The sequence below is a fragment of the Streptomyces sp. NBC_01335 genome (assembly GCF_035953295.1).
Classification (GTDB): Bacteria; Actinomycetota; Actinomycetes; order Streptomycetales; family Streptomycetaceae; genus Streptomyces.
The window spans coordinates 8,035,325-8,059,936 of sequence record NZ_CP108370.1 but is presented as its reverse complement, the minus strand read 5'-3'; the positions used below and the strand labels follow the sequence as shown (position 1 = coordinate 8,059,936).

The following is a 24,612-nucleotide window of genomic DNA, read 5'->3' as shown; positions in this document are numbered from 1 at the left end:
TCTCCCGATGTCCATCCAGGTCTCGCCCCAGCTGAACAACCTGCTCTTCGTGCTCATCGGCGAGCGGATGCTCCAAGCGGACGAGGACAAGGCCTACGCGAGCCACGAGCCGTACCACCGCCTGGGCAAGCGGGTCGTGGACCTGTCCGACCTGATCGAGCAGTCCGTGGCAGGGGTGGGGCGGGCCCTGCCGCCACAGGTCGGTGACAACTACGTCCGCGCGATGCACCTGTTCGTGGACCAGGGCGGTACGAACCATCTCAAGGAGTTCGCCGGGCAGCTGGACACGATCGCCCAGGGCAGGATCAAGAGCTCCATGGACATCATGGAGTCGAAGTGGCAGATCATCGCGGAGCTGGTGCGGCTCCTCATAGAACTGGCGATCATCCTCGCCCTGTCGATCTTCACGGGTGGTTCCGCGTCGAGCCAGGTCGCTGTCGCGAAGGCGCGCAGCCGGGTCGCGATCCTGACCGCGCTGGACACTCTGCTCAAGCGCACCCACCTGCTGCCGAGCCTGTCCGAGGCGTTCCAGGAGGCCTTCCAGACGTTCGCGGTGCGGCTGGCGATGATGACTCTCGCCCCGGCGGGCCGACGCCCCGACGGGTTCGACTGGGGGCAGATCTTCAAGGACGGCGCGTTCGGCGCACTGGCCGGGGCCTTCCACGGCCTGTTCTCGTCGGTGACGAACAACTTCGGGAAGGCGTTCAGGAACGTCTTCGACAACCCGGGCGGCAATCCCTTCGACAAGAACCTTTCGGACATCACCACGAAGGTCGCCAACCCGCCGAAGACGAAGACGAAGAACATCCTCGACGGAGCCGCGAACGTCGGCGACAACTTCCTCGTCTCCGGTGCGTCGGAGGCGGTCGCGGAGATCTTCGTCGGCGGGCTCTTCGACGGCAAGTGGACCACCAGTTGGGACACCTTCCTCGGTTCAGGCATCAGTTCGGTGGTGGAGAAGGGGATCGAGGACGGTACGGAGAAGTTCGGCAACTCGCTGGGTGAGGGGCTGGGGTTCAAGAACATCGAGGTCGACACGGTCAGCGGCGGCGACGGTGACCGCGACACCACCGGCGACGGTGACCGCGACACCATCAGCAATGGCGGCCGCGCCCCCCGAACGGACACGCGCCCGGACTCCGGAGGCCGGCCGGAGACCGTCGGAGGCGTCGGAGGCGTCGGAGGCGTCGGAGGCGTCGGAGGCGTCGGAGGCGTCGGAGGCGTCGGAGGCGTCGGAGGCGTCGGAGGCGTCGGAGGCGTCGGAGGCGTCGGAGGCGTCGGAGGCGTCGGAGGCGTCGGAGGCGTCGGAGGCGTCGGAGGCGTCGGAGGCGTCGGAGGCGTCGGAGGGAACAGTGACACCGGCGCGGTTCGCCCGAACACGACCGGGCTCCCGGGCACTTCGGCGATCGGCGATACCCGATCGGACGGCGGCCCGGACGGAGGTGTGCGGACACCCGAGCGTGCGCGGACGAGCGACGGGTCCTCCGTGCTCACGCGGGACGACGTGGACACGCGCACGCTCCCGGGGAGCGACACCGGGACCGGGAGCGACACCGGCGAGAACGCCATCGTTCCGTCGGGCACGAGTACGGGAGTCGGCGGCACGCCCGCACCCGCCCCGGCGCACGGCGCGCAACTACCCGCGGCGGGGGGCGGCGCACCTTCCACGTCCGGCGGTGGCGCCAAGGGCAGCACGCCGAGCGGTGCACCGCTCCCCACCGGCGCCTCGGACCCGAAGGCCTCGAACACGGGAGCTCCGGACACGGACGACTCGAACGCGGAAGCCTCAGCCCCGGACGAGTCGAACGCGGAAGCTTCGGACACGCGGGTCCCGGGCACGGAGACCGAGGCCGGGGTAGATACCGGTGTCGCAGCGAGCGGCTCCGGTACGGGGGCGACGGACGACCGGCCGGACGCCGCCGACCGACCCGCGCCCTCCGCCTCGCCCACCACAGATCCCGGCTCGCCTCGCCCGTCCACCGGCTCCACCCGGCCGGTGCCGGGAACCACGGAGGACTCTCCGGTCCAGGACGCCGCCTTCGAGGCCGTTACCGGAGCCGGCCCGGGGACCGAGCTCGATCCGGGCTTCGACCAGCCGTCGTCCGCCGCAGCCGGCCGACAGACGGGCGGGGTGCCGGCCACTCCGGCACCCCCCGCATCCCTGTCCGCAGACACGGCCCCTGCCCCGGACATGGACGTGGACATGGACCGGGACCTGGCAGCGGCAGCCACCCCGGACGTGCACGTGGATGTGGACGTGGCAGCCGCCCCGGCCGCTGTTCCCCTCGGGGTCTCCCCCGTCGCAGGTCCGTCGGCCCCCGGATGGACCGAGGCCAGGGCCGCGGTGCCCCCGGTGGGGCGGCAGCACACCTGGGTCGACCCGGTTTCCGCGCCACCGTCCCGCGACGGTTCGGGTACCACCCAGTACGTCGTCCACTCGGGCTTCGACGTGCGCCGCTTCGTCCACGAGGGCGTACCGGTCACGGACCTCACCGTGGAGATCGCCCTGACCGGCGCCGAGGGCCTCCCGTCACAAGCCCGGCAGGACATGTGGCAGCGCATGGCCGAGGGGGTGGAACGGGTCTTCAACGCCCCGGGCCACCTGCTGCCCAACGGCGACAAGCTGCACGTCAGCGTGGTGCCCGCCGACTCCCCGGACGGCGCCCACCTGGAAGTGTCCGTCAGGAATCCGGTCCCGGACCTGGCGATGTCGCAGCACACCTGGCTGCTCGACGCGACGGAGAACGACCTCGCCCACGAGATCGGGCACCAGCTCGGACTGCGCGACGAGTCCCGGGACGCCTCGGCGCCGCACCGCCCCGACGTGCCGGGCAGTCTGATGGGGCGGTACGACCGGCCCGTCACCGAGGCCCTGGAATCCGCGGGGATGGCGGGACCCGAGGACCTCGGTTCCGGTGCGGGGAGTTACGTCCAGGCCGGACTGCGTCCCCGCCACCTCGCCCTCCTGGGCGCCCTCGTCGGCGAGGTGCCCCCGCCCGGCGCCACCACGACCGGCAAGGGTCCCCTTCCCACGCGCTTCCCGCCCCGTGCCGCCCGCGAGCGACGCGCTCCGGATCTCACCCTCGGAGCCGACCCGCGTGCCCCGCGTCCGGTCGGCGGGCCCCTCGACGAGACAACCTCAGCCCTTGCCCACGGGCAGCCGACGACCACGAGCTCTCCCCTTCCGGCGTCGCTCACGACCGCCGTGACCTCCACGACCGCGTCGGTGGCGTCACCCGTCTCGGACGGACAGCCCGGACCGGACGTCCCGAAGGCCGAGGAAACCGTCTCGGCCGCGGTGCCACCGGAAGGCGCGCTACCGGAGACCGCGGTGCCGGGGACTTTGGAGTTCACGGAAAAGCTGGAGTTCACGAAGACCCCGGGCGACCCGTCGGACAGCCTCACGGCACCGAAGACCCCGGAGAGTCCGGAGTCACCCGAGTTCCCCAAGTTCCCCGAGATCCCCGAGATCCCCGAGATCCCCGAGATCCCCGAGAGCAAGGATCTCGTGGAGCCCGAGAAGTCCGTTCCCCCGCCCCCGCCTCCCTCCGTCTATGTGCGCGCCTACGGGTCGCGTCAGGACGGCGTCGTCGGCCTGGTCCAGGTGGAGCCGCTGGCCGCCGCGGTCGTGGACGGGGTGCACCGCCAGATCCTGCGGTCGCTCGGCGTGGTCGCACCCGCCGACGACCACCCGGTGCTGACACGGCTCCAGGACGTACTGAGCGCCGAGCAGATGGCGATCAACCTTCCCTATCTGCTCTCCACCGCCGGACACCGCGTCACTATCGACGTCGCGGGGCGCGGCCGTGCGGTGGACGTACGGCTGGGTCTGAGCGATCCGGCGAGATCCGGGCGCAGCGGGCGGCTGGATCCGGCCGACCCCGACGTCCGGGTGGAGCGTCGTGGGCAGGGTGGCCAGGAGACCGCCGACACCGCGACATCGGGCACGTACCGCACGGTTCCGGTTCCTTGGTCGGGGTCGTTCCCGATCCTGGCGGCGGGCGCCGCGCGGGCCGTCAACGTGTCCCCGTCCCTCTCCCTGACCCACAACCAGTACTCGTCCTCGACGACCGTGACGCACGCCGTGCAGTCGACGACGGCGCAACGCAGCAACGAGCTCTCGCAGGCGTACGAGTTCGCCTCCGGCTGGGAGGTCCGGATCGACACCCCGCGTCTGGCTCCGGGCGACACGTGGGGTCCGCCGGAGCGGCACGGCCCGGTCACGGTCTGGTTCCCGGAACACCTGGCGGTCGACGACACCTCGGGCGACCCGCTGCCCGCTCCGGCGCGTCTGGACGATCTTCCGGTGTGGGGCGTGGACGCGGTCGCGGAGCCGCAACGGCTGCTGGAGGAGGCACGTGAGGTCTTCCGTACGGAGCTCGCGGGACTGTCGCCCACCTCGGTCCAGGATCTGGAGACCTTCCTCTCCGAGCCCACCCTGCGCGGCACGCTTCCCATGCAGCGGCGCGGCGGTCTGTACTCGCCCGTTCTCCTCGACTCCTCCGGCCGGGCCATCGGCATGTTCAAGCTGACCACGACGGCCGTTCCCGGCACCCCCACCCGCAGAAGCGTGGACACCAAGATCAATCTGGAGAGCCATGTCGTCCAGACGGTGAAGGTGGACGGTCAGGCGAAGTTCACCAGCGGTGTCGCGCTGAACGTCAGCGTCGGTCCGTCGCTCACCCAGGACACGTCCCGAGGTCATGCCGCGGCGGCCACGGCCCTGGGCGGCAGTGTCGTGGGCAAGGGTGGGGCGACCTGGCAGACGAGCGAATCGCTGTCCAGCGGCGGCACCGCCGCGATCATGCACGCCGTGCGGAGCAACCGGAGCCATCTGCTCACGCCCACCACCGTCACCCACACCCTGACGCTGGTGCGGCCCGGTGGCGGCGAGGTGCCCCACACGTTCGCCCCCTGGGCCGGGGGGATGCAGCTGCGCGTCCTCACCGCCGAGGACGCGCAGGGCACCGTGCCGGATGCCGCGGCGCGGCGCGCGCTGCCGTCCGAGCTGGAGAACCTGCAGGGCATCGGCATCACCGCGACCCCGCTGGAGGTGACCGGCACGGAGACGCTGTTCCAGCAGGCCGAGCAGTGGCTGCGCACCGAGGGCTATCTCCCGGCGGCGACGCACGGACGGAACAGGGTCCTGCCGGACGAGGCGCTGGTACAGGCCCAGTTGTCGAATCTCCGACGCTTCGAGCAGGCCCGCTCGGAGATCGGGCAGCGCGCCGCCACCGACGCCATGGTCGAGGGCGGCCACTCCCTGTGGCTGGACCGGCCCACCCCGACCGGGACCCGCCGGGTCCAGCTGCGGCTGTCGGCCGTACGCGACACGCGTCCGGAGGCGGTGTCACGGCACGTCCGGACGCTGCCCCACATCCAGGGCATCGGACTGGCGACGCTGGGCGTCCCCGGCACCGAGCAGCAGGCCACCGGATACGGTCTCTCGGCCGGTTTCGGCGCGGGGGTCAATTTCCCCGCCGGATCGAACGGCTGGACCCTGGGCGGGGCGGGCGACTACCTCTACGCGTGGCAGGCGGGCCACGCGGCGACGGTGGGCGCGGGCGTGGGCCACGACCAGTTGTTCATCAGTTCCGGGCAGTCGAGCGAGCGTTTCGAGATCCCCGCCCGGTTCTCCCTGGACCTGTACGGCGAATCGGGCGACGTTCCTCGCGTGCGGTTCGCCGAGCTGACCGCGGGAGCGGACCATGCCGGTCCCCCGCCGACCTCGGTGGCCGGTCACGTCACCCTGTCCGTGCCGCACCACCGCACGCTGGCCGTCCCCGAGGGCGAGGAACCCCGGCGGACTCCCCCGGCACCGGCCGCCGTCATCCGCCCGCCGCGCACCGCCCCCGGTGCCGACAACGACGCGGACCTGCTCGCCATGTCCGGGCCCGACGGCACCCCCTTGCCGTCGGTGGTGCGTCTCCCGGACGACGCTCTGGTGGATGTGGTGCGCGGGTCCGGTGCCCTGAGGGACGCCTTCCGTCAGGTCACGGCCGGGCCGCCGGCCGCACCGGACGACGGTGGTGTGCTGCCGCTCCACAACCCCCCGCCCGCCGCGCCCCACGCGCCGGGCGTGGTGGCCTCCGTGACCCGCCTGGTGTCGGAGTCGCTGGCCGGGCAGAGTCCCACCGACCCCACCACGGTCGCGCACGAGGTGCTGCTCGCGGCGACGGCGCCGGGTACCCTCACCGCGCGGGCCCACCAGATCTTCAAGAGCGGGTACGTGATCGAGGGCATCACCCTGCCGGGTCTCGGCGCCGACCAGGAGTACTCGGTCGAGATCCGCGGATACCTCCACCACCCGACGCTGATGCACGGCGCGAGGCAGTACCTGGAGACGGGCCTCAGCTCCAACGACACGGCGACCCAGGCGCAGACCGTCTCCACGAGCCACCGGCTGGGGTTCACCGGCACCGCATCCCAGGGCCCCAAGCCCACCGCCTCGCCGGAACCGTCGTCCGACTCCACCGCCTCGCAGGGGAAGCCGTCGCCGGAAGCCTCCGCGACTCAGGAGAAGCCGGACCGGCCCGACCGGTTCGGCCCGTCCGGCGCGTACGGCTGGACCTCGAAGTCGGACACCGCGGACTCCCTCGGGTCGGCGACCGCCGTGAACCGTACGGCGACCGAGAGCGGGCAGCAGCACCGGATCGGCGCCGACGCGACGTATCTGGTGACCGTTCGCCGAGGCACCCGTAACGCGGTCGGCAACACCTTCGGTGTGGGCAGCGGTACGGACGTCACGTTGGCGGTGGACGTCCCCCGGGCGGTGCAGTTCCTCATGACGGATCATCAACTCCGCCGCGACGCAAGGTGGTTCGGTGGACTGGACGATGCACCGGAGCAGCCCGCACCGCCGGTGGCGAGCCTGCGGTTGCCGGAGCACTACACGCGCACCGGCGAACTGGGCCTGGCCGGGGTCCTCTCGGTCACCCAGCTCGACGGCACGGCGAACGCGGCACCGCCCGGAAGCGGGCCCGGCCGGCAGCCGGTCGGGCCTGCCGGGGCATCCGATTCCTCCGAGCCGGGCGACGGTACGGACGCCGCGCCGTCCGACCCCTTGGACGGGCCGGAGCGGCGTGACCGGCTGCGGGAGGAACTGACCGCCCTGATCGAGAGGGAGGCCCCTGGATCCACCAGGCCGGGCCACTCCTCCTACCTGCCGGGAGTCCGGGCACGGATCGCCGACTACACCTCGCCGAGCGCCCTGCGCGCGCTGCCCGGGCGGGGCCCCGCCGGGACCCAGCGGTTCCACTTCCGCCATGTCGCCCTGGGCGGTGCGCGACTGGTGGAGGTCACCCTCACCGCTCGTCCCCGCCCGACCCCGGAGCAGCGGGCGACGGTGCGGGGCACCCCGGCCGGTGCGGGCACGGGCCTGGAGCAGTACCACGCGCACACGGCCGCCGCGACCAGCCACAGCACGGCTTCGACGAGGCAGCACGCGGTGACGCTCAACCCGACGACGCAGTACCCCCGCCCCGAGTCGGACACCAGGACGGACCGCGCCGGGCCTTCGCTGACGGCGAGCAGCACCCGCACGCAGACGGCGAAGGCCACCGAATCCGCCGAGAACCGCTTCTGGCTGAGGACGGACAGTGCGGCGGACTTCGAGGTCGGATACGACTACACCGCCACGGTCCGCTCCGCTCCCGTCGTCGACTGGCCCCTCAACTACTTCGGCGGAGTGCTGGAGAACGGGCTGATCTCGTTCGGCGACGAGGACGCGGACCTCGGCACGTGGATCACCAGGACCCTGACCGGCCGGCCCGAGAGTTCGGTGCGGGTCCCGGCGCGGCTGACACTGCGGTTCACCGGCAGCGAGACGACGGCCGACGACCGGGTCACGCAGGCTCCGCCGCAGCCCGCCCTGTCGGCGAACGACCCGGCGGGTACCGGGCCGTTCCTCCCGGAGAACCGGCTCGTCCCCACCGGCCCGGCCCCGGTGTTCGGATTCGACGCCTGGGAGCAGCTCGTCGGCGCGATCGACGCCGTGGCCCCGGACCAGGCCGCGTCCTTCCGCGCGCAGACGGTGTCGACGTCGGGAGAGGCGACCGCCGTACGGATCGGCGAACTGGTCCAGGCCGGCGAGATGGCGCTGGACTGGCCGCGCACCACGGGGGGCCTCACCGAGTCGATGCCGGGCGCGTGGCCCACCCGTACCGGGCCGTCGGGAGTACCGGTGCTCTCCGTCTCGCTGCACAATCCCCGTCCGACCAGCGACGGCGGGGACGTGACGCTCGACCGTCTGCGGGTGGACGCCGTCACCGCCGGCTCCTCCCTGAGCAGCGGCACCACCGGCGGGGTGTCGTTCCAGGGGACGTACAGCGCGGACGATCCGAACCGTGATCTGGTGGGCACCACCGTTCCCGTCCTCGTCCAGCAGCCCCAGGGGCAGGGCAGCGCGTCGGCCGTCGGCGGCGGGCGCCGCGAGTGGCTGAAGATCGGGAGCACCTCCCTTCCCACCGACGGCAGGGGCACCCGTACGTATGCCGTGCTCGCCGACACCCACATCACCGTGCACGGCCCGGACGGCACACGCCATGTCACGGGAACGACGACCCTGCGCGTCCAGGAACGCGACGTCCTCGGTCACGGCATCACCGCGCCGCGACCCCGGCCGCACGTCTACGACCTGCCCGCGATGCTCGCCGATCAGGACTCGGCCGATCTGCGCGACTGGTCCCGGCACCCGGTCACGGAACTGCCGGCCGTGCTGCGGAGGGGAATCGAGGCGGACGACTCCGCGCAGCTGTGGCTCGCGCTGGGTCCGGATCCGGACGGGGGCAGGCTGGGACGCGCCCTGTTCGTCGCGTCGCGTACCGCCGCACTCGCGGGGAAGCCGGTCGAGCTGATGATCCGGACCGGCGACGCGCTGCGGCACTGGGGTTTCGGCGCGGACGGGGCGCTCACGACCGGCCCCGGCGTGGACCCGGCCGTGGGGCGGGCCTGGCAGGCCTTCGGCGATCAGGCGGTCTCACTGTCGGAGGCCTCCCGTGACCAGCGGGAGGCTCGGCTGCACGAACTGGAGCTGCGGCCGAGGCAGGCGGAAGCCCACCGGCTGCTGGCCGACGCGGCGGACGCCCTGGCCGCCCGGGAGCTCACCGCCGGCACCGACCGGGAGAACCTCCGGACCGCGCGGGAGGAGGCCGAGACGCGCGCGAAGGAGGTGTCGGACGCCGAACGCGACCGGACCCACTGGACGCAGGCCCAGTCGCGTCTGAGCGGTTCCGTACCGGAGCTGCGGGAACGGATCGCGTCCGACGAGCGCACGGAAGTGGCACTGACCACCGAGGTCATCACCGTGGAAGCCGAACTGGGCAGGATCGAAGGGGCGTTGCAGGCCTCCAGGGAGAGCGAAGGCACCGGTGAGGTGGTCGCGGCCGGGGTGGGGACGTCGGGCGGGACCACCGGGGCGGCCTCGCCGGAAGCGGCCTCCTCCCCCACCCCGGACGCACCCGGGGAAAGCAGCGGCTCACCGGAGAGGACCGCCTCGCTGGAGGGGAGAGCGGAGAGGGCGCGTCTGCGCATCGCTCAGGCCCGTGCGCGGCTCCGGGAGGTTCGCGACGGACTCACGGGGGACCGGAGGACGCTCGCCGAGCAGACCGCCGCTCTCGACACCGCCCGGACGGAGCTCACCCGGGCGCGGGACCGGCTCACGGCCGCCCGGCCCCGGGCCGCGGAGGCCCGGAGCGAGGCGGAGGACCGCGAGAAGGGTCTTCGGGAGGCGGAGGGCGAGGTGGCGAAGGCCGCCGCGCTCCGCGACGAGGCGTTGGCCGGCCGGGACTCGCTCGACCGGCAGGTGGCGGCGACGCTGCGGGAGCAGAGCCGCCTGGCCGATGTCCGCACGGCGGCGGTCGGCAGGCTGCCCGCGCTTGCCACCGCGCTGGACGAGGAACGGAACCGTGCCGGAGTGGGAACGATCCCCACCCCGCTCAGCTCCCTGGCCTCGACTCCGGCCCGTCGCCCGGGCCGTGACGCCCCTCCTCCCGCACCCCGGACGGTCGGCGACGCGCCGGCCTTGAGCGCTGCTCCGGCCTTGAGCGCTGTTCCGGTCGTGAGCGAGGCGACGTCGAAGCCCGCCAGGAAGCCGAAGGCGCCCTCGGCGGACGGGAGTACGCACGCCGGAGCCGGGAGCGAGGGGGCGGAAGGCGGACGGACGAAGGGCGGGAAGGCGCAGGACACGAAGGGGAAGGGCAGAGCCACCAAGGACGCGGACACCACCCCGGGCGACGACGCGGCGACCGGGGAGGACACCGGTGGGAGCGTTGTGTCCAGGCGCCCCCGCGGCCGGCCGGTCACGACGCTGGGCAACGGCGAGTGCCTCCTGTACGCGTTCGTGGGAAGCGATCCGCAACTCGTGCGCGACAGCCTTCCCGCGCTGTCCGGGCGGGCCGCCCAGTGGCTGGGCGATCCGGCACGCGTGCGCAAGGACCTCCGGCGGATCGCGGAGTCCTACACCCCGCGAACAACCGCCCTGCCGGCCCATCCGCACGCGCATCTGGTCGTCGCCGCGCTGCGCGACCACGTGGAGCGGTATCTCGACACGGCGAACGCGGAAGGCAGGCTGCCTGTCCGGATCATCGGCCAACTGCGCAGGACCCGCACGGCCGAGTTCACCGAGGGTCTGCGGTCGATGCGGCGTCCCCGGCTGCTGGAACTGCTGGGAGAGCTCGGGGTGGACACCGTCACCCACCCCACCACCTTCGAGACCGAGGATCTCCACGCCCGATTCCGGACGTCCCTGGACAGCCCCGCCGATGACGCGAGCGCACCGCCGCCTCCCGGGGGCGACACCGTGACGGACCAGCAGATGCTGGACCACCTCGCGGCGCGGGGCCTGCTGCCCGCCCCGGACGAGCTGGACGACGCCGAGCTGCGTCGGCTGCTGAGCGCTTCCTATCCGCTGAGCGAGGCGCCGTTCTCGCGCGAGGAGTTCTCCGCCGCCCGCGAAACGGTGCGGAACTGGAGGCAGCGCTGGGACGGCCCGCAGGGTGAGTTGCTGCTGCCGCTGCTCGCGCACGCGGTCGGTGTGGAAACGTGGATCGCGCGGATCCCGGAAGGGGGCGGGGAGCCGACCGCCTTCCCGACCGCGGGGCCGGAGGGTGCCGCTCGCCGGGTGGAACTGTTCTACAACGGTCGCAACCACTACAGCGCGAGCGACGCGGGCCCGCCACCCGCCGTCTCCGGGGCCACGCCCTCGCAGCACCCGACGTCCAAGGCGCCTCGCCCCAGGGCCACTTCGGACCTCCCGGGTGCGGACGGAGCCGAGGGCCGTGACCACGACGGTCCGCCCGCCCGCAGGGTCCCCTCGCCCGTCGCCCGTGACACCTGGGCCCACCGCCGTGAGGGCGCGCCGGCGGGGCGGCTCCACACCGAACGCTTCGACCCTGCCGCGGATCCGCTGTCGGCACCACCGCGGCCGGGCACGCTGGGCGGTGCGATGACGCTCGTCAGGGCGTCCGTGCGGCGTGTCCAGGCCGAGAACGGCCAGTGGGTACGGGATTTCACGGTCTCCCTGCCCATCGCGCCCGCGCCCGGTATCGGCGCCGGGCGGCTCGCCGAGTTCCGCGACCGGATGGGGGGCATCCTGGACCGGTACGTCAACACCGGCTACGCGCTGCCTGGTTCCGGCGATCAGCTCCACGTGGGGATCGAACTGACCGAGGCACCGGGCCACGACGAGCACATCACGCTCACCGACGGTCCGGAGCCGGGCGACGCGGATCAGCGCACCTGGGACCTGGGGCACCCGGACTCGGTTCTCCTGCACGAGGTGCTCCACTACCTGGGGCTCCCCGACGAACAGCGCGACGAGGGGTTCCTCTTCCGGATCGACGACCACGCGCACGCCGTGCACACCTCGGGAGTCATGGCGACCACCGGACCCGTCGGAGAGCTTCCGCACCGGTATCTAGCGGTCATCGAGCAGGTGGCGGCGTCCGGTCCGGTGGTCCGTGACCACCCGTGGGACGCTCCGCCCGCCGCCCCCGCGGCTGCCCCGGACGGCGAAGGCCCCCGGCCCGGGACCACCGACTGGCCCGTGTCCCGGGCACCGTTCGACAGCCAGGAGGACCTGCCCTCGGATCTCGTGTTCGACGCGGACTCCCTGTTCGACGCGGACGATGCGGACGGCGCTGACGAAGCTGACGGCGGATCCGCGCGGAGCGGGGACGCGGCGGGGACGGTGCCCGACGACCTGCGGTTCTCGATGGATTCGCTGCTCCGCGGCAATGCCGTGGCCGGCCCGAGCACCGGCCCCGGCACGCTGGCCGGTGGCGGGGCGGTGGCCGGCCGCCGCGACCGGTACGCCGCGTGGCGTGCCCGGCCGCACGTCGTGACGGCCGCGGACTACCAGGTGAACACCGCCGCCCCCGGCGACGATCCGCTCTTCCGTACGCTGTACCCGCCGTCCGGTCCGGTGCTCCAGCCCCTGGCCGGCGACGGAAGTCCGGACGACCCGATGATGGCGTTGCCCCGGGAGGAGGAGCACGTCATCGCCGATCCTGACCTCAGGGTCTCCAACGACCGTACGCTGGCCATCATCGGGGTGGGTGGGCACGCACAGGAGGCGTACGCGACCCAGGCCGTCATCACCCGGGCGGTGACCCGTCTGCGGGCCGCGGGCAGTGGCGTCTCGCTGGCGACCGACGGCGCGTCCCTCACGGTGCGGACCGGGGAGGGCCCCGTCACCCTGCTGCGGGTGCGTCCGGTGTTCGAGGGCGGACGACTGCCCGTGGAGATCTGCCGCGACTTCTCGGCGAGCGTCCTCGGCGGCGCGCACTCGTACACGGTGTTCCGCGATCCCACGACCGGGGTCACGGCTCCGGTGCGGATGAACGCCGAGGACGAGATGGAGCTGACCGGCACGCATCTGCTCGCCGAGGCGATGGCGACGGCCGCCACGGATCCGGCGGAGGCGGCCGGCGCCGGTCCCGAGTGGGCCGCCCGGCAGATGGGCCGGGACCCCCGTACGAAGGGTGGACGGCCTCCTTGGTTCCTGCCGGGCGAGGCCTACGGCGGGGCGCTGCGGCTCGACGGCCCCGATCCGGACCGTCTGCGGGCGGTCACGGACGTGGCACGGCGCATCGGCGTGAACCAGTTCGCCTGGGCGGCCGTCGGGGAGGGGTACGTCGTCCAGTCCATCGGCTCGCCGGACGCGAGCGGCGGATTCGGGCTGGACGTGAACCACGCGAAACCGGGCGACACCCGGTACTCCATGCCGTTCGGGTACCACTTCGCCTCCGTCGTACTGGAGAGCGAGGACGGCAGCTCCCAGGTGACCCTGGAGAACTTCGCCCGTCGCCGCCACATCCAGACCTCCATCTACTCGGCCATCGAAGAGGGGCTGCGCGCCCATGGGCCCCAGTTGGAGGATCTGCTGGGCCAGGTGGAGCAGCGGATCGCCGCTTCACCCGCCGATCAGGACCCGCCTCGCCGCCTCGAAGGGATGCGCCGCTACATCGACGCCCTGATCCGGGTACGGGACGGACGTGCGGAGGTGAGCAGGTTGGAGGCCGCGCAGCCACCGGGCAGCGACCCCTCGGAGGAACTGGCCATGGCCCGCCGGACGGTGGACATGGCGGAGAAGTCCGCAGGCCTGCACATCATCCAGCTGCCGCCCACGATGGATGCCCGGCGGTGGTGGCACATGAAGATGTACTCGCGCAGGCCCGGTGAGACCTTCCACGAGTACAACGCGTCCCTGCTGCCCGACGACCCGGACGCGACCTCGGCGGTCTTCGACCCGCTGACGCTGGTCGTCCTCGGCCAGGAGACGCCGGCCCCGCGCGACCTGGAGTTCACCGAGGGCGACAAGGACCTGGACGGTACGGCGAGTTACCGCGTCGCAGGGGCGACCCGCGAGGTGGCCCGGCTGAGCCTGTGGAACGAGGAGTACGGTCTGCGGCCCCCGGTCGTGACCCTCACGGGATACGGGAACGGCACCAGGATTCCGGGCTTCGACCGGGCCCGGCGGGCCCGGGAGACGGCCGGCGAACGGGTGGCCGTGACCGCTGCGGAGTTCGAACGGGTGCTGAACGAGAGCCTGGGACGGCTGCTCTCGGAGCCGCCGTCCGACGAACGTTCCCGGGCACTGGTGGAGTTGCAGCGCGAGGCGGCCGGTCTCGACCTGCCCGCCGGCGATCCCGGAACAGAACCCGGGGCCGCGCGCCGGGTCCTTGCCGCCCGCCGGCGCCGGGTCACGCTGAACGTGGACGCGGGACGTGATCCCGGCACGAGCGGATCGGTCCCGCCCTCCGCCGTGTTCGCAGCCCCCGGCGCGTGGGAGCCTCCGGCCCCGCCGACGCCTCCCGTCGTGCCGCCGTGGAACGGCGGTTCACCGACCGGGCCGGCCACCCCGGTGGACGGATGGCCGGAGCCCTCCACCGACGACCGGGACTTCTCACTGGCGCTGTGGGAAGGGCTGCGTGCGGCGGCACCGGCGATGATCTGGGCGGACGGGGTCGCCGAGTCCCTGGGGTTCGGCTGGCTGGTGGCGGAGGACGTGCAGGGGGCGCTCGCGGCCTGGGCCCGCGACCAGCTCCAGGTGATCAGCACCGCCTACGGAACGTCCCTGCCCGAGGGGGACGACCTCGTCTCGCTCGACGAACTCGACGCCGTGGGCGTCGCTCTGACGTCCGGCGTGCGGGCCCAGGCCGTCCTCATGGGCGGTCGTCTCACCGTGGAGGAGGCCGCCCTGAACGATGCCCAGAGGATCGATGTGCTGCTGAACCGCGCATCCTCACGGGCGTACGCCGACACGCTCGCTGCTCTGGTCGCCGAGGGTCTCGCCCTCGGCATCGAGATCGTCGGCCCGGGCTCCGAACGCCGGGCCTTCGGGCCCCGGAGCGGTGATCCTCTCCGCATCCGTTTCGACGGCGCCACCTATACGGTCCAGCTCCCCGACCCTGTGCAGGAGGAATGAGCCGGAACGCGCCGGCAGGAGCGCCGGTACTCCGTCACGCCGCACGTCACGTCACGCCCCCACGGACCCCTTGTCGATTTCTCCCCAGGACGAAGCCATGACCCCGAAGAACGCCTCGCAGGACCAGTCCCCGACCGCCGCCGTACAGGAGGAGCCCGTACCCCTGCCGGAAGGCGAAGCGGCTGCGGCCACCGCCGCGGGCGTTCTCCCCGCTCCGGCGGCGCGGGGAGAACGCCCGGACCCCACGGCTGAGCCCGACCACACCGCGCAGCCGCTCGCCGGCGGCGGCGGGGAAGACGCCGCGGAGCCCGAAGCCTCCGCCGCCGCGCGGCCTGACGCGGACTCGGGGACCTCTGCCGGGCCGGGCGCCGCCGTCGCGGCAGAGGCGGCCCAGGAACCCGACGGCCCGCACGCGAGCGGGGCAGCCGTCAAGGGGGCGGCGCTGGAAGAGGGCGAGGGGACGACCGCACTCGTCGCGGCGGCCGACGGCGAACGGGCGGCGGACCCGGCCGCCGCGGTGGCCCGGGACCCCGCGCGCCCCTCGAAGGGCATCCTGGCCGGAGCCGCCCTCGCGGGGGCGTTGCTGATCGCCGTACCGTTCCTCGTGAACGGTGGCGACGACCACGTGAACGTCCGCAACACCGCCGCCACGGGCGACGCGTCCGGAACCGTGCTCGGCGAGGCGCAGGACGCGACCGTGCCCGGCGCCTTCGCGTCCGCCTCGCCCACACCGGAGTCCGCGGTCTCCCCCAGCGCCGCGCAGCCGCGGGATCCGCAGGGTGAACCGGCCGCCGAAGCGGGCGCCCCGGCGCGGGTCGGCCCGGCGTCGGGGTCGTCCGGCGGGTCGGGTTCGGCGACGGGCGGCAGTGGCACCGCTCCGCGGAAGACCTCCGCCCCGACGAAGGCACCTGCCCCCAAGAGCGGTACGAGCGGTACGACTCCGAAGCCCAGCAGCAAGCCGAAGGCCGCCGCGGTGGTCGTGCCGGGAATCCTCATATCCAGTCATGCGTCGGGACGTTGCATCGACGTCGTCGGCAACAAGGGTACGGACGGTGCCCCCCTGGAGATCCAGAGTTGCACGGGTGCCGCCTGGCAGAAGTGGGACCTCCGGCCCGACGGCACCATCCGGTCCATGGGCCTGTGCATGGACGTCGCCTGGGGCTCCCGGGAGAACGGCGCGGTGATCCAGCTGGCCTGGTGCAGCGGCAACCCGGCCCAGCAGTTCCGCCTCAACGCCGCCAGCGACCTGGTGAACCCGCAGGCCGACAAGTGCGTCGACGTGAAGGATGCCCTCACCGGCAACGGCACGCGCCTTCAGCTGTGGGAGTGCAACGGCGACGACAACCAGAAGTGGAGCCGCCGCTGACCCGCGTGCAGCCGTCCGCGCAGGCCGGTGAGGGCCCGGTGGGTGCGGGGCGACGGATCACACGGTGGTCCCGGCCGTCTCCCCCAGCTGGGCGGCGGCGGTGCGCCATGCGGCCGTGACGGCCCGGTGCGCCGCGGCCGTCGCGGCCGGAATGTCGTCGGGGAGCCGAACGGGACTGCCGAAGTGGACGTGCAGGCGCGGCCGGCGGGCCGGTGCCGTGAGGAGTCCGGCGATCTGCTTCACGGCGCCACCGGAGACCACACGGCGGGCGCCCGCCTGGCCGAGCGGTACGACGGGAGCGTCGGCGGCCAGCGCGAGACGGGCGAGCCCGCTGCGGAACCGCTCGGGCGCCGCCTCGGCCGAGTCCTTCCGCGGCGGCAGCCCGCCCTCCGCGTAGATGAGGACGGTCCGGCCGGACCGCAGGGCCGTGGCCGCCTCGTTCAGGGACTCGGCCGCCCGGACGCTCCCCCGGTGGACCGGCACGTGCCCGCCCCTGACCAGCAGTGGGCGGAGCACCGGGATGCGCCAGAGGCCTGCGGTGGCGAGGACGACCGGTTCCACTCCGTGGCGGAGCAGGGCGGCCAGCACGATCCCGGGGTCGATGAGCGAGGTGTGGTTGGCGACGACGATCGATCCGGGAGCGGGAGCCGCCTCCTCGTCGGACGTGGTCGTCAGGTGTCCGAGGGAGGGCACGATGGCGGCGGCGATGCGGCTGAGCACGGATACTCCTGCGGTCGGTCGGTGCGGCGGCTTCCATCGTGCGGCAGCCGGGCGCCCGCGGCGTGAGTCGCCGTACTCATGCCGCCGGAGTACGAGGTGCCTGTGCGACCACGCGGTCCGGCCCGTCACTTCCTCGCCGGGCAGCGCGGAGGCTGAGCCGGATCGCTCCGGCCCGGCCTCCGCGATGTGTCACGGCATGCGAGCGACGGGAAGGGGTCAGGCGATGCCCGCGGGACTGTAAAACGTTCGGCTCTGTTTCGTAGTCGGTGGTGACGGTACGTGATGGCCGTCGTTAACGTTGTATGCGAGATATCAACTCCCTTGTAGAAATGGTGTTTTCAGGGCTCTCTGCTCTGGTCATCGAGGATGTGGCGGATGGCGGCCAGGTGATCCGGGTCGTCGCCCGAACCCGTGATGTTCCGATGCCCTGCCCGGTATGCGGGGTGCCGACGGAGAAGGTGCACGGGTATCACGTTCGGACGTTGGCAGATGTGCCGGTCGATGGCCGCCGGGTCGTAGTACGCGTCCGGGTGCGGCGCCTGGTCTGCCCGGTCCTGGGCTGCCGGCGACAGACCTTCCGCGAGCAAGTCCCTGGGCTGATCGAGCGCCTTCAGCGCCGCACCACGCGCCTGACCAGCCAGGTCTCGGAGGTGGCCAAGGAGTTATGCGGCCGGGCGGCCTCCCGTCTCACCCGGTACCTGGCCACGCCCCTCTCCTACGCCACCGCCCTGCGCCTGCTGCGGCGCATCCCCCGGCCGGCGGTGCGCGTCCCACGGGTGATCGGGGTCGACGACTTCGCCCTGCGCCGCCGCCACCGCTACGCCACGATCATCATCGACGCCGAGACCGGGAAACGCGTCGATGTCCTGCCCGACCGCGAAGCCGCCACTTTGGCCGCATGGCTGCGAGGGAAGGACGAGGTCGAGGTCGTGTGCCGGGACGGCTCAGCCACCTACGCCGAGGCAATCCGCCGGGCTCTGCCGGAGGCGGTGCAGGTCAGCGACCGCTGGCACCTGTGGAAAAACCTGTGCGACAAGGTCCTGGCCGAGGTCCGCGCTCATGCCCCCTGCTGGGCCACCGCCAACCCACCCCGTCCCGGCGGCGCCCATGAGCAAACCACCCGCGAACGCTGGCACAAAGTCCACACCCTCCTCGGACAGGGCGTCGGCCTGCTCGAATGTGCCCGCAGACTGGGCCTCGCCCTGAACACCGTCAAACGCTACGCCCGCAGCCCCGAACCGTCCGCCGACCGCATCGCCCCCCGCTACCGGCCCACCCTGGTCGACCCCTACCGTGACCACCTGCGCCGGCGCCGGTCCGGCTGTCCCCGTCACCCACCTCCTGCACGAGATCAGGGAACTCGGCTTCACCGGCAGTGCCAACCTGCTGGTCCGCTACCTCAACCAGGGTCGCGCCGAAGGCGACCGTCCCGTGACAACCACCCGTCCTCGCCCGGCTTCTGCTCACCCGCCCCGAACGCCTACGGACCAAGGACACCGACGTGCTCGGATCCCTCACCGCGGTCTGCCCGGAGATGACCGTACTCGCGCGGCTCATCGGCGAGTTCGCCAGGCTCCTGACCCCGGCCAAGACCAACAACGACAAGCTCACCGAGTGGATCACCACTGTCCGCAGCGTCAACCTGCCCTCCCTGCACAGCTTCTGCAACGGGCTCGAACTCGACCGCGCCGCCGTGAACGCCGGGCTCACTCTCCCCTGGAGCAACGGCCGCACCGAAGGCGTCAGCACCCGAACAAAGAGGATCATGCGCCAGATGCACGGACGAGCAGGATTCGACCTCTTCCGCCACCGCATCCTGCTGAGCACATAGGCACCCAACGTCACCACCGACTACGAAACAGAGCCGCTCGTTTGACAGACCCGGGCTTGGCGCCCCCGCTGACATCGAAACGCTCACGCGCCGGATCGGCGAGTTGGAGCAGCAGGTCCTCGACCTCAGCGCGGAGCTCGCGGAACGGGGTGAGGACCTCGCTGCCGCACGCGCGGCCAACCGTGAGCTGATGGCCCAGCTCAACCGATGACCGCATTACCCCCAGTCACCCCCATCAGACCAGCCGCGACGGCGTTGATCGGGCCTCAGCCCTGGCCGGAACGTTGGAGCATCAACCGGTAGTGCTCCGGATCAGCCAGGATAAGACTCTTGGCCCGCTCGTGATCGGCCTGAAGGACGCCCGGATAGGCGGACGAGTCCAGAGAGATCCACAAGGACAGGTCCTGGCGAGTTCCGGGGTCCTCGCAGGCTAGGAAGGCAACCAAGACCGCGTCTCGGTAGTCGGCGCGCAGATCGGACAGCGCGTCCAGAGCTGCCTTGCTCTCCGGAGTGGGTACCTGGTTCTTCACGTCGTCCATTGATGCGTATCGGAGAGGTGGCCTGGAGAAATACCAGGCCATCGTTGCCCCGACCTTCTGCGCGTCCGAGCCAGCACGGACGTAATGGATGATCTGCTCCTGCGCCCAGCGGTGCCCGAGGTCCTTGACCAGAGGCTTGATGAGCTGGTTGATGCCGCTTCGGCACTGGTCATGCACGGCCGCGTTCATCAGGATGTCAGAGTGCTGGCTGGTGAGGTCAGGGTCTTCTTCAACGGCCCGACCGATCTCCCAACGTTTGACCTCGCAGCGATGATGCTGGTGCTCTCCCGTCATCCGGTCCGGAAGAACCCAGGACGGGCTGAAGATCTCCAACAGCTCATCAAGAAGCGGTTCGAAGGCAACTTCCCGCCCAGGACGGTCCGGGATCATCTCGATTGCCACAGCCATCCCCCACGACAGATGTTCGTCACCGCTTGCTGGCAGCGACTCAGGATAGCTGCGGCAGGCCGTCGCGGTGCGCAACACGTGTCGCACTCAGGTGGTGGCAGGGGCGCCCGCCGCTGACCTGCACCGCCATCGCTCTTTCTCGACTCCCGAGACCGTCTACCCCAAGAGAACCAGCGAGCGGCACGTGCGCCATGTGCGCGTCGTCGTAGCCGTCCGAGATCAACCGGGTGACGTTGAAGAGCCGTTGGTTGATCAGCCCGGAGGCCAGGTAGGGACGTACGGCTGCGGGATGGACGAAGGTGTCGTCGCCGACGCTGGTGATGCTCGCTTCGGCTTCCCCGCCGTCCGGCCCCACGACCGATATCGCCGCGGGAAGGCTTCCCTTCGTGGTCACGGTGACCTTGTCGCCCGTCACCAGGGTAACGATGGAGATCTTCCGGGACCGGCGGCAAGGGTGCTCGGGACGGAGCTGGAGGTGGTGGACGCGGCGCCGGACGCCGACGGGATCGCCACGGCGGCCGGCAGGACTGCTCCGATGACCGGCAGGACGTGTCTGCCGGTGGGTTTGGTGGTCAAAGGGTTCCTCGACTCGTAAGGATGTACGACCGAGCGGGAACCTATGCGGGTCGCCGAGTTGCCGACCAGAGCGCCGAGGCCGCGTCGAACTGCCCTTTGACCAGGCGGAAATGGAGTCACCGCTCAACGGTCACCGAGACGACAAGCGCTTTCTGAATGTCGCCGTGATCCACAACTGGCCCTGCGTGACGGAGGAGCGGACGAGCCACAGATTTGCGTGCGCTTCACAAACGTTCAAAGTACGGCTGCCGGCGCCGCCCCACGGTCCACCGGGCCCGGTTTCCCTTGCGCGGCGGGTCACCCGCCCCCGTGTACGTGGTGCGGTCACCCGGCGGCGTACGCCCCCGGTCGGCCCCCTGGGCGGCCGGCCCTCAGCGCGAGCCCGATCCGGGCCGGCGTGTTTGGGTGGAACGGGCGGCGGACCGCCGCCGGACCGGGCACGCCCGGTCCTCGCCCGTACAGCCGAGGAGGGCACCATGCTCGACAGGAATCCGCTGGAAGGGCGGCTCGCGGTCGTCACCGGAGCGGCGCGCGGGGTGGGTGCCGGGGTGGCGAGGGAACTCGCGCGCCGGGGCGTGCGGCTCGCCCTGCTCGGACGCGAAGGGGAGACGCTGGAGAGAGTGGCGGGGGCCCTGGAGACGGAGGCGCACTGCTTCGAGGTGGACGTCACGGACGACGCGGCCATGGAACGCGTGGCGTACGAGATCTCCGCGCGCCTCGGCCCCGCGTCGATCGTGGTGGCGAACGCCGGAGTGGCCGAGGGCGGCCCCTTCGGTACGTCGGACCCCGTGAGCTGGCGCCGGGTCGTCGAGGTCAACCTCGTCGGCAGCGCCGTCACCGCACGCGCGTTCCTGCCGGGGCTGCTCGCGACGCACGGCTACTTCCTCCAGATCGCCTCGACCGCCTCGTTCGGCGCGGCCCCGATGATGAGCGCCTACTGCGCCTCCAAGGCGGGCGTCGAGTCTTTCGCGCAGTCCCTGCGGGCCGAGCTCGCCCACCGCCGGGTGGGCGTCGGCATCGCCTATCTGAGCTGGGTGAGTACCGACATGATCCGCGATGCCGACCGGTACGACGTGCTGCGCGAGCTGCGCGGGCACATGCCTCCCCCGGCCCGCCGGGTCCACCCGGTGGAGCAGGTCGCCGGGTGGCTGGTGCGCGGTGTCGAGCGCCGCTCACCCTCGGTGTACGCGCCGCCGTGGCTGCGGCTGGCGCAGCCCGTACGCCCTTTGCTGCCGTCGCTGGTCACCTGGGTGTCCCGGCGGCAGCTGCCGCGCCTGGAGGAGCGGGCCAGGTTCGAGGCCACCGGACTGCTGGGCGCGGGCGGGCGGGCCGCCCGCGCGGCCGACGGGCGGGAGTGACCGGGGGCGGGAGCCCCGCAGCCCGGCCGCCGGTCCCGCGAGCCACCCCGCACCGCGCGGCCCGCCCCGGCGACCGGCAGTGCCACGGCGTGCGCCGGGGCCCGGGTGGAGAGACCGTTGATGCATGACTACCGCACTGAATCCCCCGGGAGAGACACCGCCGGCCGAAGGCTGCATCGGTGAGGCGCACCAGGAGCGGGCGGACGGAGGCATGTGGGAACACCCGGCCGTCTGGGCTGCCGTCGTCCTGGTGGGCGCGGCGTTCTTCGCCGCCTTCTTCCTCGCACGCGTCTTCGGCTTCGGCTGAGGCTCCGCTCCCCCCGCAGCGCACCGCACCCGACCGCTGCCCGTACTCCCTGCGCGGCCGACCCTGGCACGCGCGGGCCGCGTAACACCCTGGCGTGGATCACCCGGTCTCCCTACCGTGTCCGGACATGGAATGGATGACGCTGGTGGCCACGCTTCTCGGTGCGGTGATCGCCATGGGCTCGACGCTGTTGATCGAGACCCGCAAGGACCGACGTGAGGCGGCCGGCGAGTGGCGGCGTAGCAGGCGCGAACTGTACGGGGCCTACCTCGGGACGCTCTCCCAGGTACGCGGCGAGCTGCAACTCCTGATACTCGACCGGACACCGACCGACGCCGACCGTCAGGTCCGTGCCCGGCAGAGCTTCGCCAAGTGCTACGAACTCCGCTATCAGCTGGAGGTTTTCGCGCCGCGCGCCGTCGTCGAACCCGCCCTGCGCTACTTCCGGAGCGTGCGCAGGCTGCGGGACGAGGCGGGTGCCGGAGTGGTGGACGGTGACGCCCGCTGTGAGCGCGCCTTCGTCGACGTCATGGACGCGCTCGCCGAGGTACGCGACGCCATGCGGCTGGACATGGGGACGGACACCCTCGCCACGCACTGAACTCCCCTGCCGCACCCTCATGACGCCTCGCCCCCGTGCATGTCCTTGGACCGTGGCCGGCCGGAGGACATGCACAGGGGCGAGGAGCGCCGGTCAGGTCCCCGGTGGCGCCGGTCCGTCGTCCGGCGCACGGTCCCGGAGCCCCGTACCGTCCCCGAGCGCCGCACCGTCCCGTTCGGCGGCCGTCCCCGTACGCGTACCCGTCCCCACCGCGACGTCCTCGTCCTCGTCCGTCGCGGGGGCCATGCCGCCCTGGAGCCGTTCGCGGTCGGAGGCGCGGACCTGGATGACGAAGAGGGAGATCAGTGCGGCGAGTACGGCGAGCACGGCCGCGACGACGAAGGCGGCGGACACGCCGGACGTCAGCACCTCGTTGCCCCAGGGCGGCGGGAGTTCGCCGGTCCTGCGGAACTCCAGTTGCTGCGCGGGGGTCGCCTCCTGCATGAACTTCGGGATCTGGTCGGTGGCCTCGTTGCGGCTCGCGGTGCCGAAGACCGTGACCAGGATGGAGAGGCCGAGCGAACCGCCGACCTGCTGGGTGGCGTTGAGGATGCCGGAGGCCGCGCCCGCTTCCTTGGGGCGGACGCCGGAGACCGCCATCAGGGTCAGCGAGACGAACTGGAGTCCCATGCCGAAGCCGAAGACGAGCACCGGGCCGAGCAGGCTGCCCAGATAGGTGCTGTTGGCGTCGGTCAGGGTCAGCCAGCCGAGTCCCGCCGCCGCCAGCACCGCGCCCGTCACCATGAACGGTTTCGGCCCCCACCTGGGCAGCAGTTGGGAGGCGAATCCGGCGCCGACCGCGATGATGGCGCTCACCGGGAGGAAGGCGAGACCGGCGCGCAGCGGGCTGAAGCCGAGGACGTTCTGCACGAACAGGGTCAGGAAGAAGAACATGCCGAACATCGCGGCGGACAGCGACAGCATGATGCCGTAGGTGCCCGCGCGGTTGCGGTCGCGGAACATCCAGAGCGGGGTGATCGGTTGTTTCGACCGCTGCTCGACGGCGATGAACGCGGCGAGCAGCACCACGGCGGCCGCGAAGGCCCCGAGGGTGACCGTGTCGCTCCAGCCGTCCTCCGAGGCCCGGATGAAGCCGTAGACGAGCAGCACCATGCCGAGGGTGGAGGTGAGTGCGCCGAGGACGTCGAAGTGGCCAGGGTGGCGTACGGACTCCGGGATGTAGCGGGGGGTGGCCAGTGCGATCAGCAGGCCGATCGGCACGTTGACGAAGAAGATCCACCGCCAGTCGAGCCACTCCACCAGCAGGCCGCCGGCGAGCAGGCCGATCGCGCTGCCGCCCGCGGAGACGGCGGCGAAGACGCCGAACGCCCTGTTCCTTTCGGGTCCTTCACGGAAGGTCGTGGTGATCAGCGACAGTGCCGTGGGGGACGCGATGGCGCCGCCGACGCCCTGGAGCGCGCGGGCGGCGAGCAATTGCCAGGACTCCTGCGACAGACCGCCGAGGAGGGAGGCGAACACGAAGAGCAGGACGCCGAAGATGAAGACCCTGCGACGTCCGAGGATGTCTCCCAGCCGTCCGCCGAGCAGGAGCAGTCCACCGAACGTCAGGGTGTAGGCGTTGATCACCCACGAGAGGTTCTCGGTGCTGAAGCCCAGTGCGGTCTGGATGTGCGGGAGCGCGATGTTGACGATGGTGATGTCGAGCACGACCATCAGCTGGCACGAGGTGATGACCAGGAGTGCCATGCCTTTGCCGCGTCCCTCGTTGCGGGGCGCGGCCAGATGCGCGACGTGCGCGGAAGAGTCCGTCATATCAGTACTCACGTCTGCCGACGGCGGCGTCCACGGCCCGGGCGGGCCGGACGCGTTACCCGTTCGACGGTAGGCCCCGGGCCTGGGTGCCGCCATTCGGGCGCCCGTCGGCCGTCCACCGCGCCGTTCGTCCGCCCCTCGCACCTCCCGTTCACCGCGACTTCACCGGAGAGACGTGCTCACGCCTCCCGCTCGGGCCCCGTCCGG

General features: G+C 72.2%; 9 protein-coding genes and 1 pseudogene. 6 read left to right on the top strand and 4 right to left on the bottom strand.

Annotated features, from left to right (window positions below; translation table 11 throughout):
• Positions 1-7 precede the first annotated feature (7 nt).
• Both OG599_RS33890 and OG599_RS33885 read left to right on the top strand, forming a co-directional pair.
• Positions 8-14,926 (top strand): hypothetical protein, encoded by a 14,919-nt coding sequence (locus OG599_RS33890; RefSeq protein ID WP_327179799.1) that lies wholly within the window; start codon positions 8-10, stop codon positions 14,924-14,926.
• 97 nt (positions 14,927-15,023) lie between these two features.
• Complete coding sequence (locus tag OG599_RS33885; RefSeq protein ID WP_327179798.1) at positions 15,024-16,292, top strand: ricin-type beta-trefoil lectin domain protein; 1,269 nt, start codon at positions 15,024-15,026, stop codon at positions 16,290-16,292.
• A 57-nt stretch (positions 16,293-16,349) separates the two neighbouring features.
• Here the strand turns inward: OG599_RS33885 and OG599_RS33880 are convergent, their stop codons facing one another.
• Entirely contained in the window at positions 16,350-17,012 is a 663-nt protein-coding gene (locus OG599_RS33880) for a lysophospholipid acyltransferase family protein (protein WP_327179797.1), read from the bottom strand.
• Positions 17,013-17,314: 302 nt separating this feature from the next.
• On the opposite strand from OG599_RS33880, the pseudogene OG599_RS33875 reads away from it, so the two are divergent.
• Positions 17,315-18,843 (top strand): annotated as a pseudogene (locus OG599_RS33875) (ISL3 family transposase).
• 266 nt (positions 18,844-19,109) lie between these two features.
• Here OG599_RS33875 and OG599_RS33870 read toward each other — a convergent pair.
• Positions 19,110-19,868: a hypothetical protein gene (locus OG599_RS33870; RefSeq protein ID WP_327179796.1), complete on the bottom strand. Its 759-nt coding sequence runs from the start codon at positions 19,866-19,868 to the stop codon at positions 19,110-19,112.
• A complete protein-coding gene (locus OG599_RS33865) occupies positions 19,831-20,205 on the bottom strand; it encodes a hypothetical protein (protein ID WP_327179795.1) in 375 nt (124 codons plus the stop codon). The genes OG599_RS33870 and OG599_RS33865 overlap by 38 nt, the downstream gene beginning before the upstream one ends.
• A 637-nt stretch (positions 20,206-20,842) precedes the next feature.
• Between OG599_RS33865 and OG599_RS33860 the strand changes: the two genes are divergently transcribed.
• The 3 genes from OG599_RS33860 to OG599_RS33850 all read left to right on the top strand — a co-directional run bounded on the left by OG599_RS33860 (position 20,843) and on the right by OG599_RS33850 (position 22,632).
• A complete protein-coding gene (locus OG599_RS33860) occupies positions 20,843-21,724 on the top strand; it encodes an SDR family oxidoreductase (RefSeq protein WP_327179794.1) in 882 nt (293 codons plus the stop codon).
• 124 nt (positions 21,725-21,848) lie between these two features.
• Positions 21,849-22,031: a DUF6480 family protein gene (locus OG599_RS33855; RefSeq protein ID WP_327179793.1), complete on the top strand. Its 183-nt coding sequence runs from the start codon at positions 21,849-21,851 to the stop codon at positions 22,029-22,031.
• A gap of 127 nt (positions 22,032-22,158) precedes the next feature.
• Positions 22,159-22,632, top strand: a complete 474-nt coding sequence (locus OG599_RS33850) for a hypothetical protein (protein WP_327179792.1) — start codon at positions 22,159-22,161, stop codon at positions 22,630-22,632.
• A 93-nt stretch (positions 22,633-22,725) separates the two neighbouring features.
• Here the strand turns inward: OG599_RS33850 and OG599_RS33845 are convergent, their stop codons facing one another.
• Positions 22,726-24,405 carry an MFS transporter gene (locus OG599_RS33845; RefSeq protein ID WP_327179791.1) on the bottom strand — a complete coding sequence of 560 codons (1,680 nt, stop codon included), beginning with the start codon at positions 24,403-24,405 and terminating at the stop codon, positions 22,726-22,728.
• Between the last annotated feature and the right edge of the window lie 207 nt (positions 24,406-24,612).

Excerpts from the sequence above, each read along its gene's own strand:
- OG599_RS33850 (WP_327179792.1), top strand. The coding sequence starts at position 22,159 with ATGGAATGGATGACGCTGGTGGCCACGCTTCTCGGTGCGGTGATCGCC.
- OG599_RS33890 (WP_327179799.1), top strand. The coding sequence starts at position 8 with ATGTCCATCCAGGTCTCGCCCCAGCTGAACAACCTGCTCTTCGTGCTC.
- OG599_RS33860 (WP_327179794.1), top strand. The coding sequence starts at position 20,843 with ATGCTCGACAGGAATCCGCTGGAAGGGCGGCTCGCGGTCGTCACCGGA.
- OG599_RS33885 (WP_327179798.1), top strand. The coding sequence starts at position 15,024 with ATGACCCCGAAGAACGCCTCGCAGGACCAGTCCCCGACCGCCGCCGTA.
- OG599_RS33855 (WP_327179793.1), top strand. The coding sequence starts at position 21,849 with ATGACTACCGCACTGAATCCCCCGGGAGAGACACCGCCGGCCGAAGGC.
- OG599_RS33845 (WP_327179791.1), bottom strand. The coding sequence starts at position 24,405 with ATGACGGACTCTTCCGCGCACGTCGCGCATCTGGCCGCGCCCCGCAAC.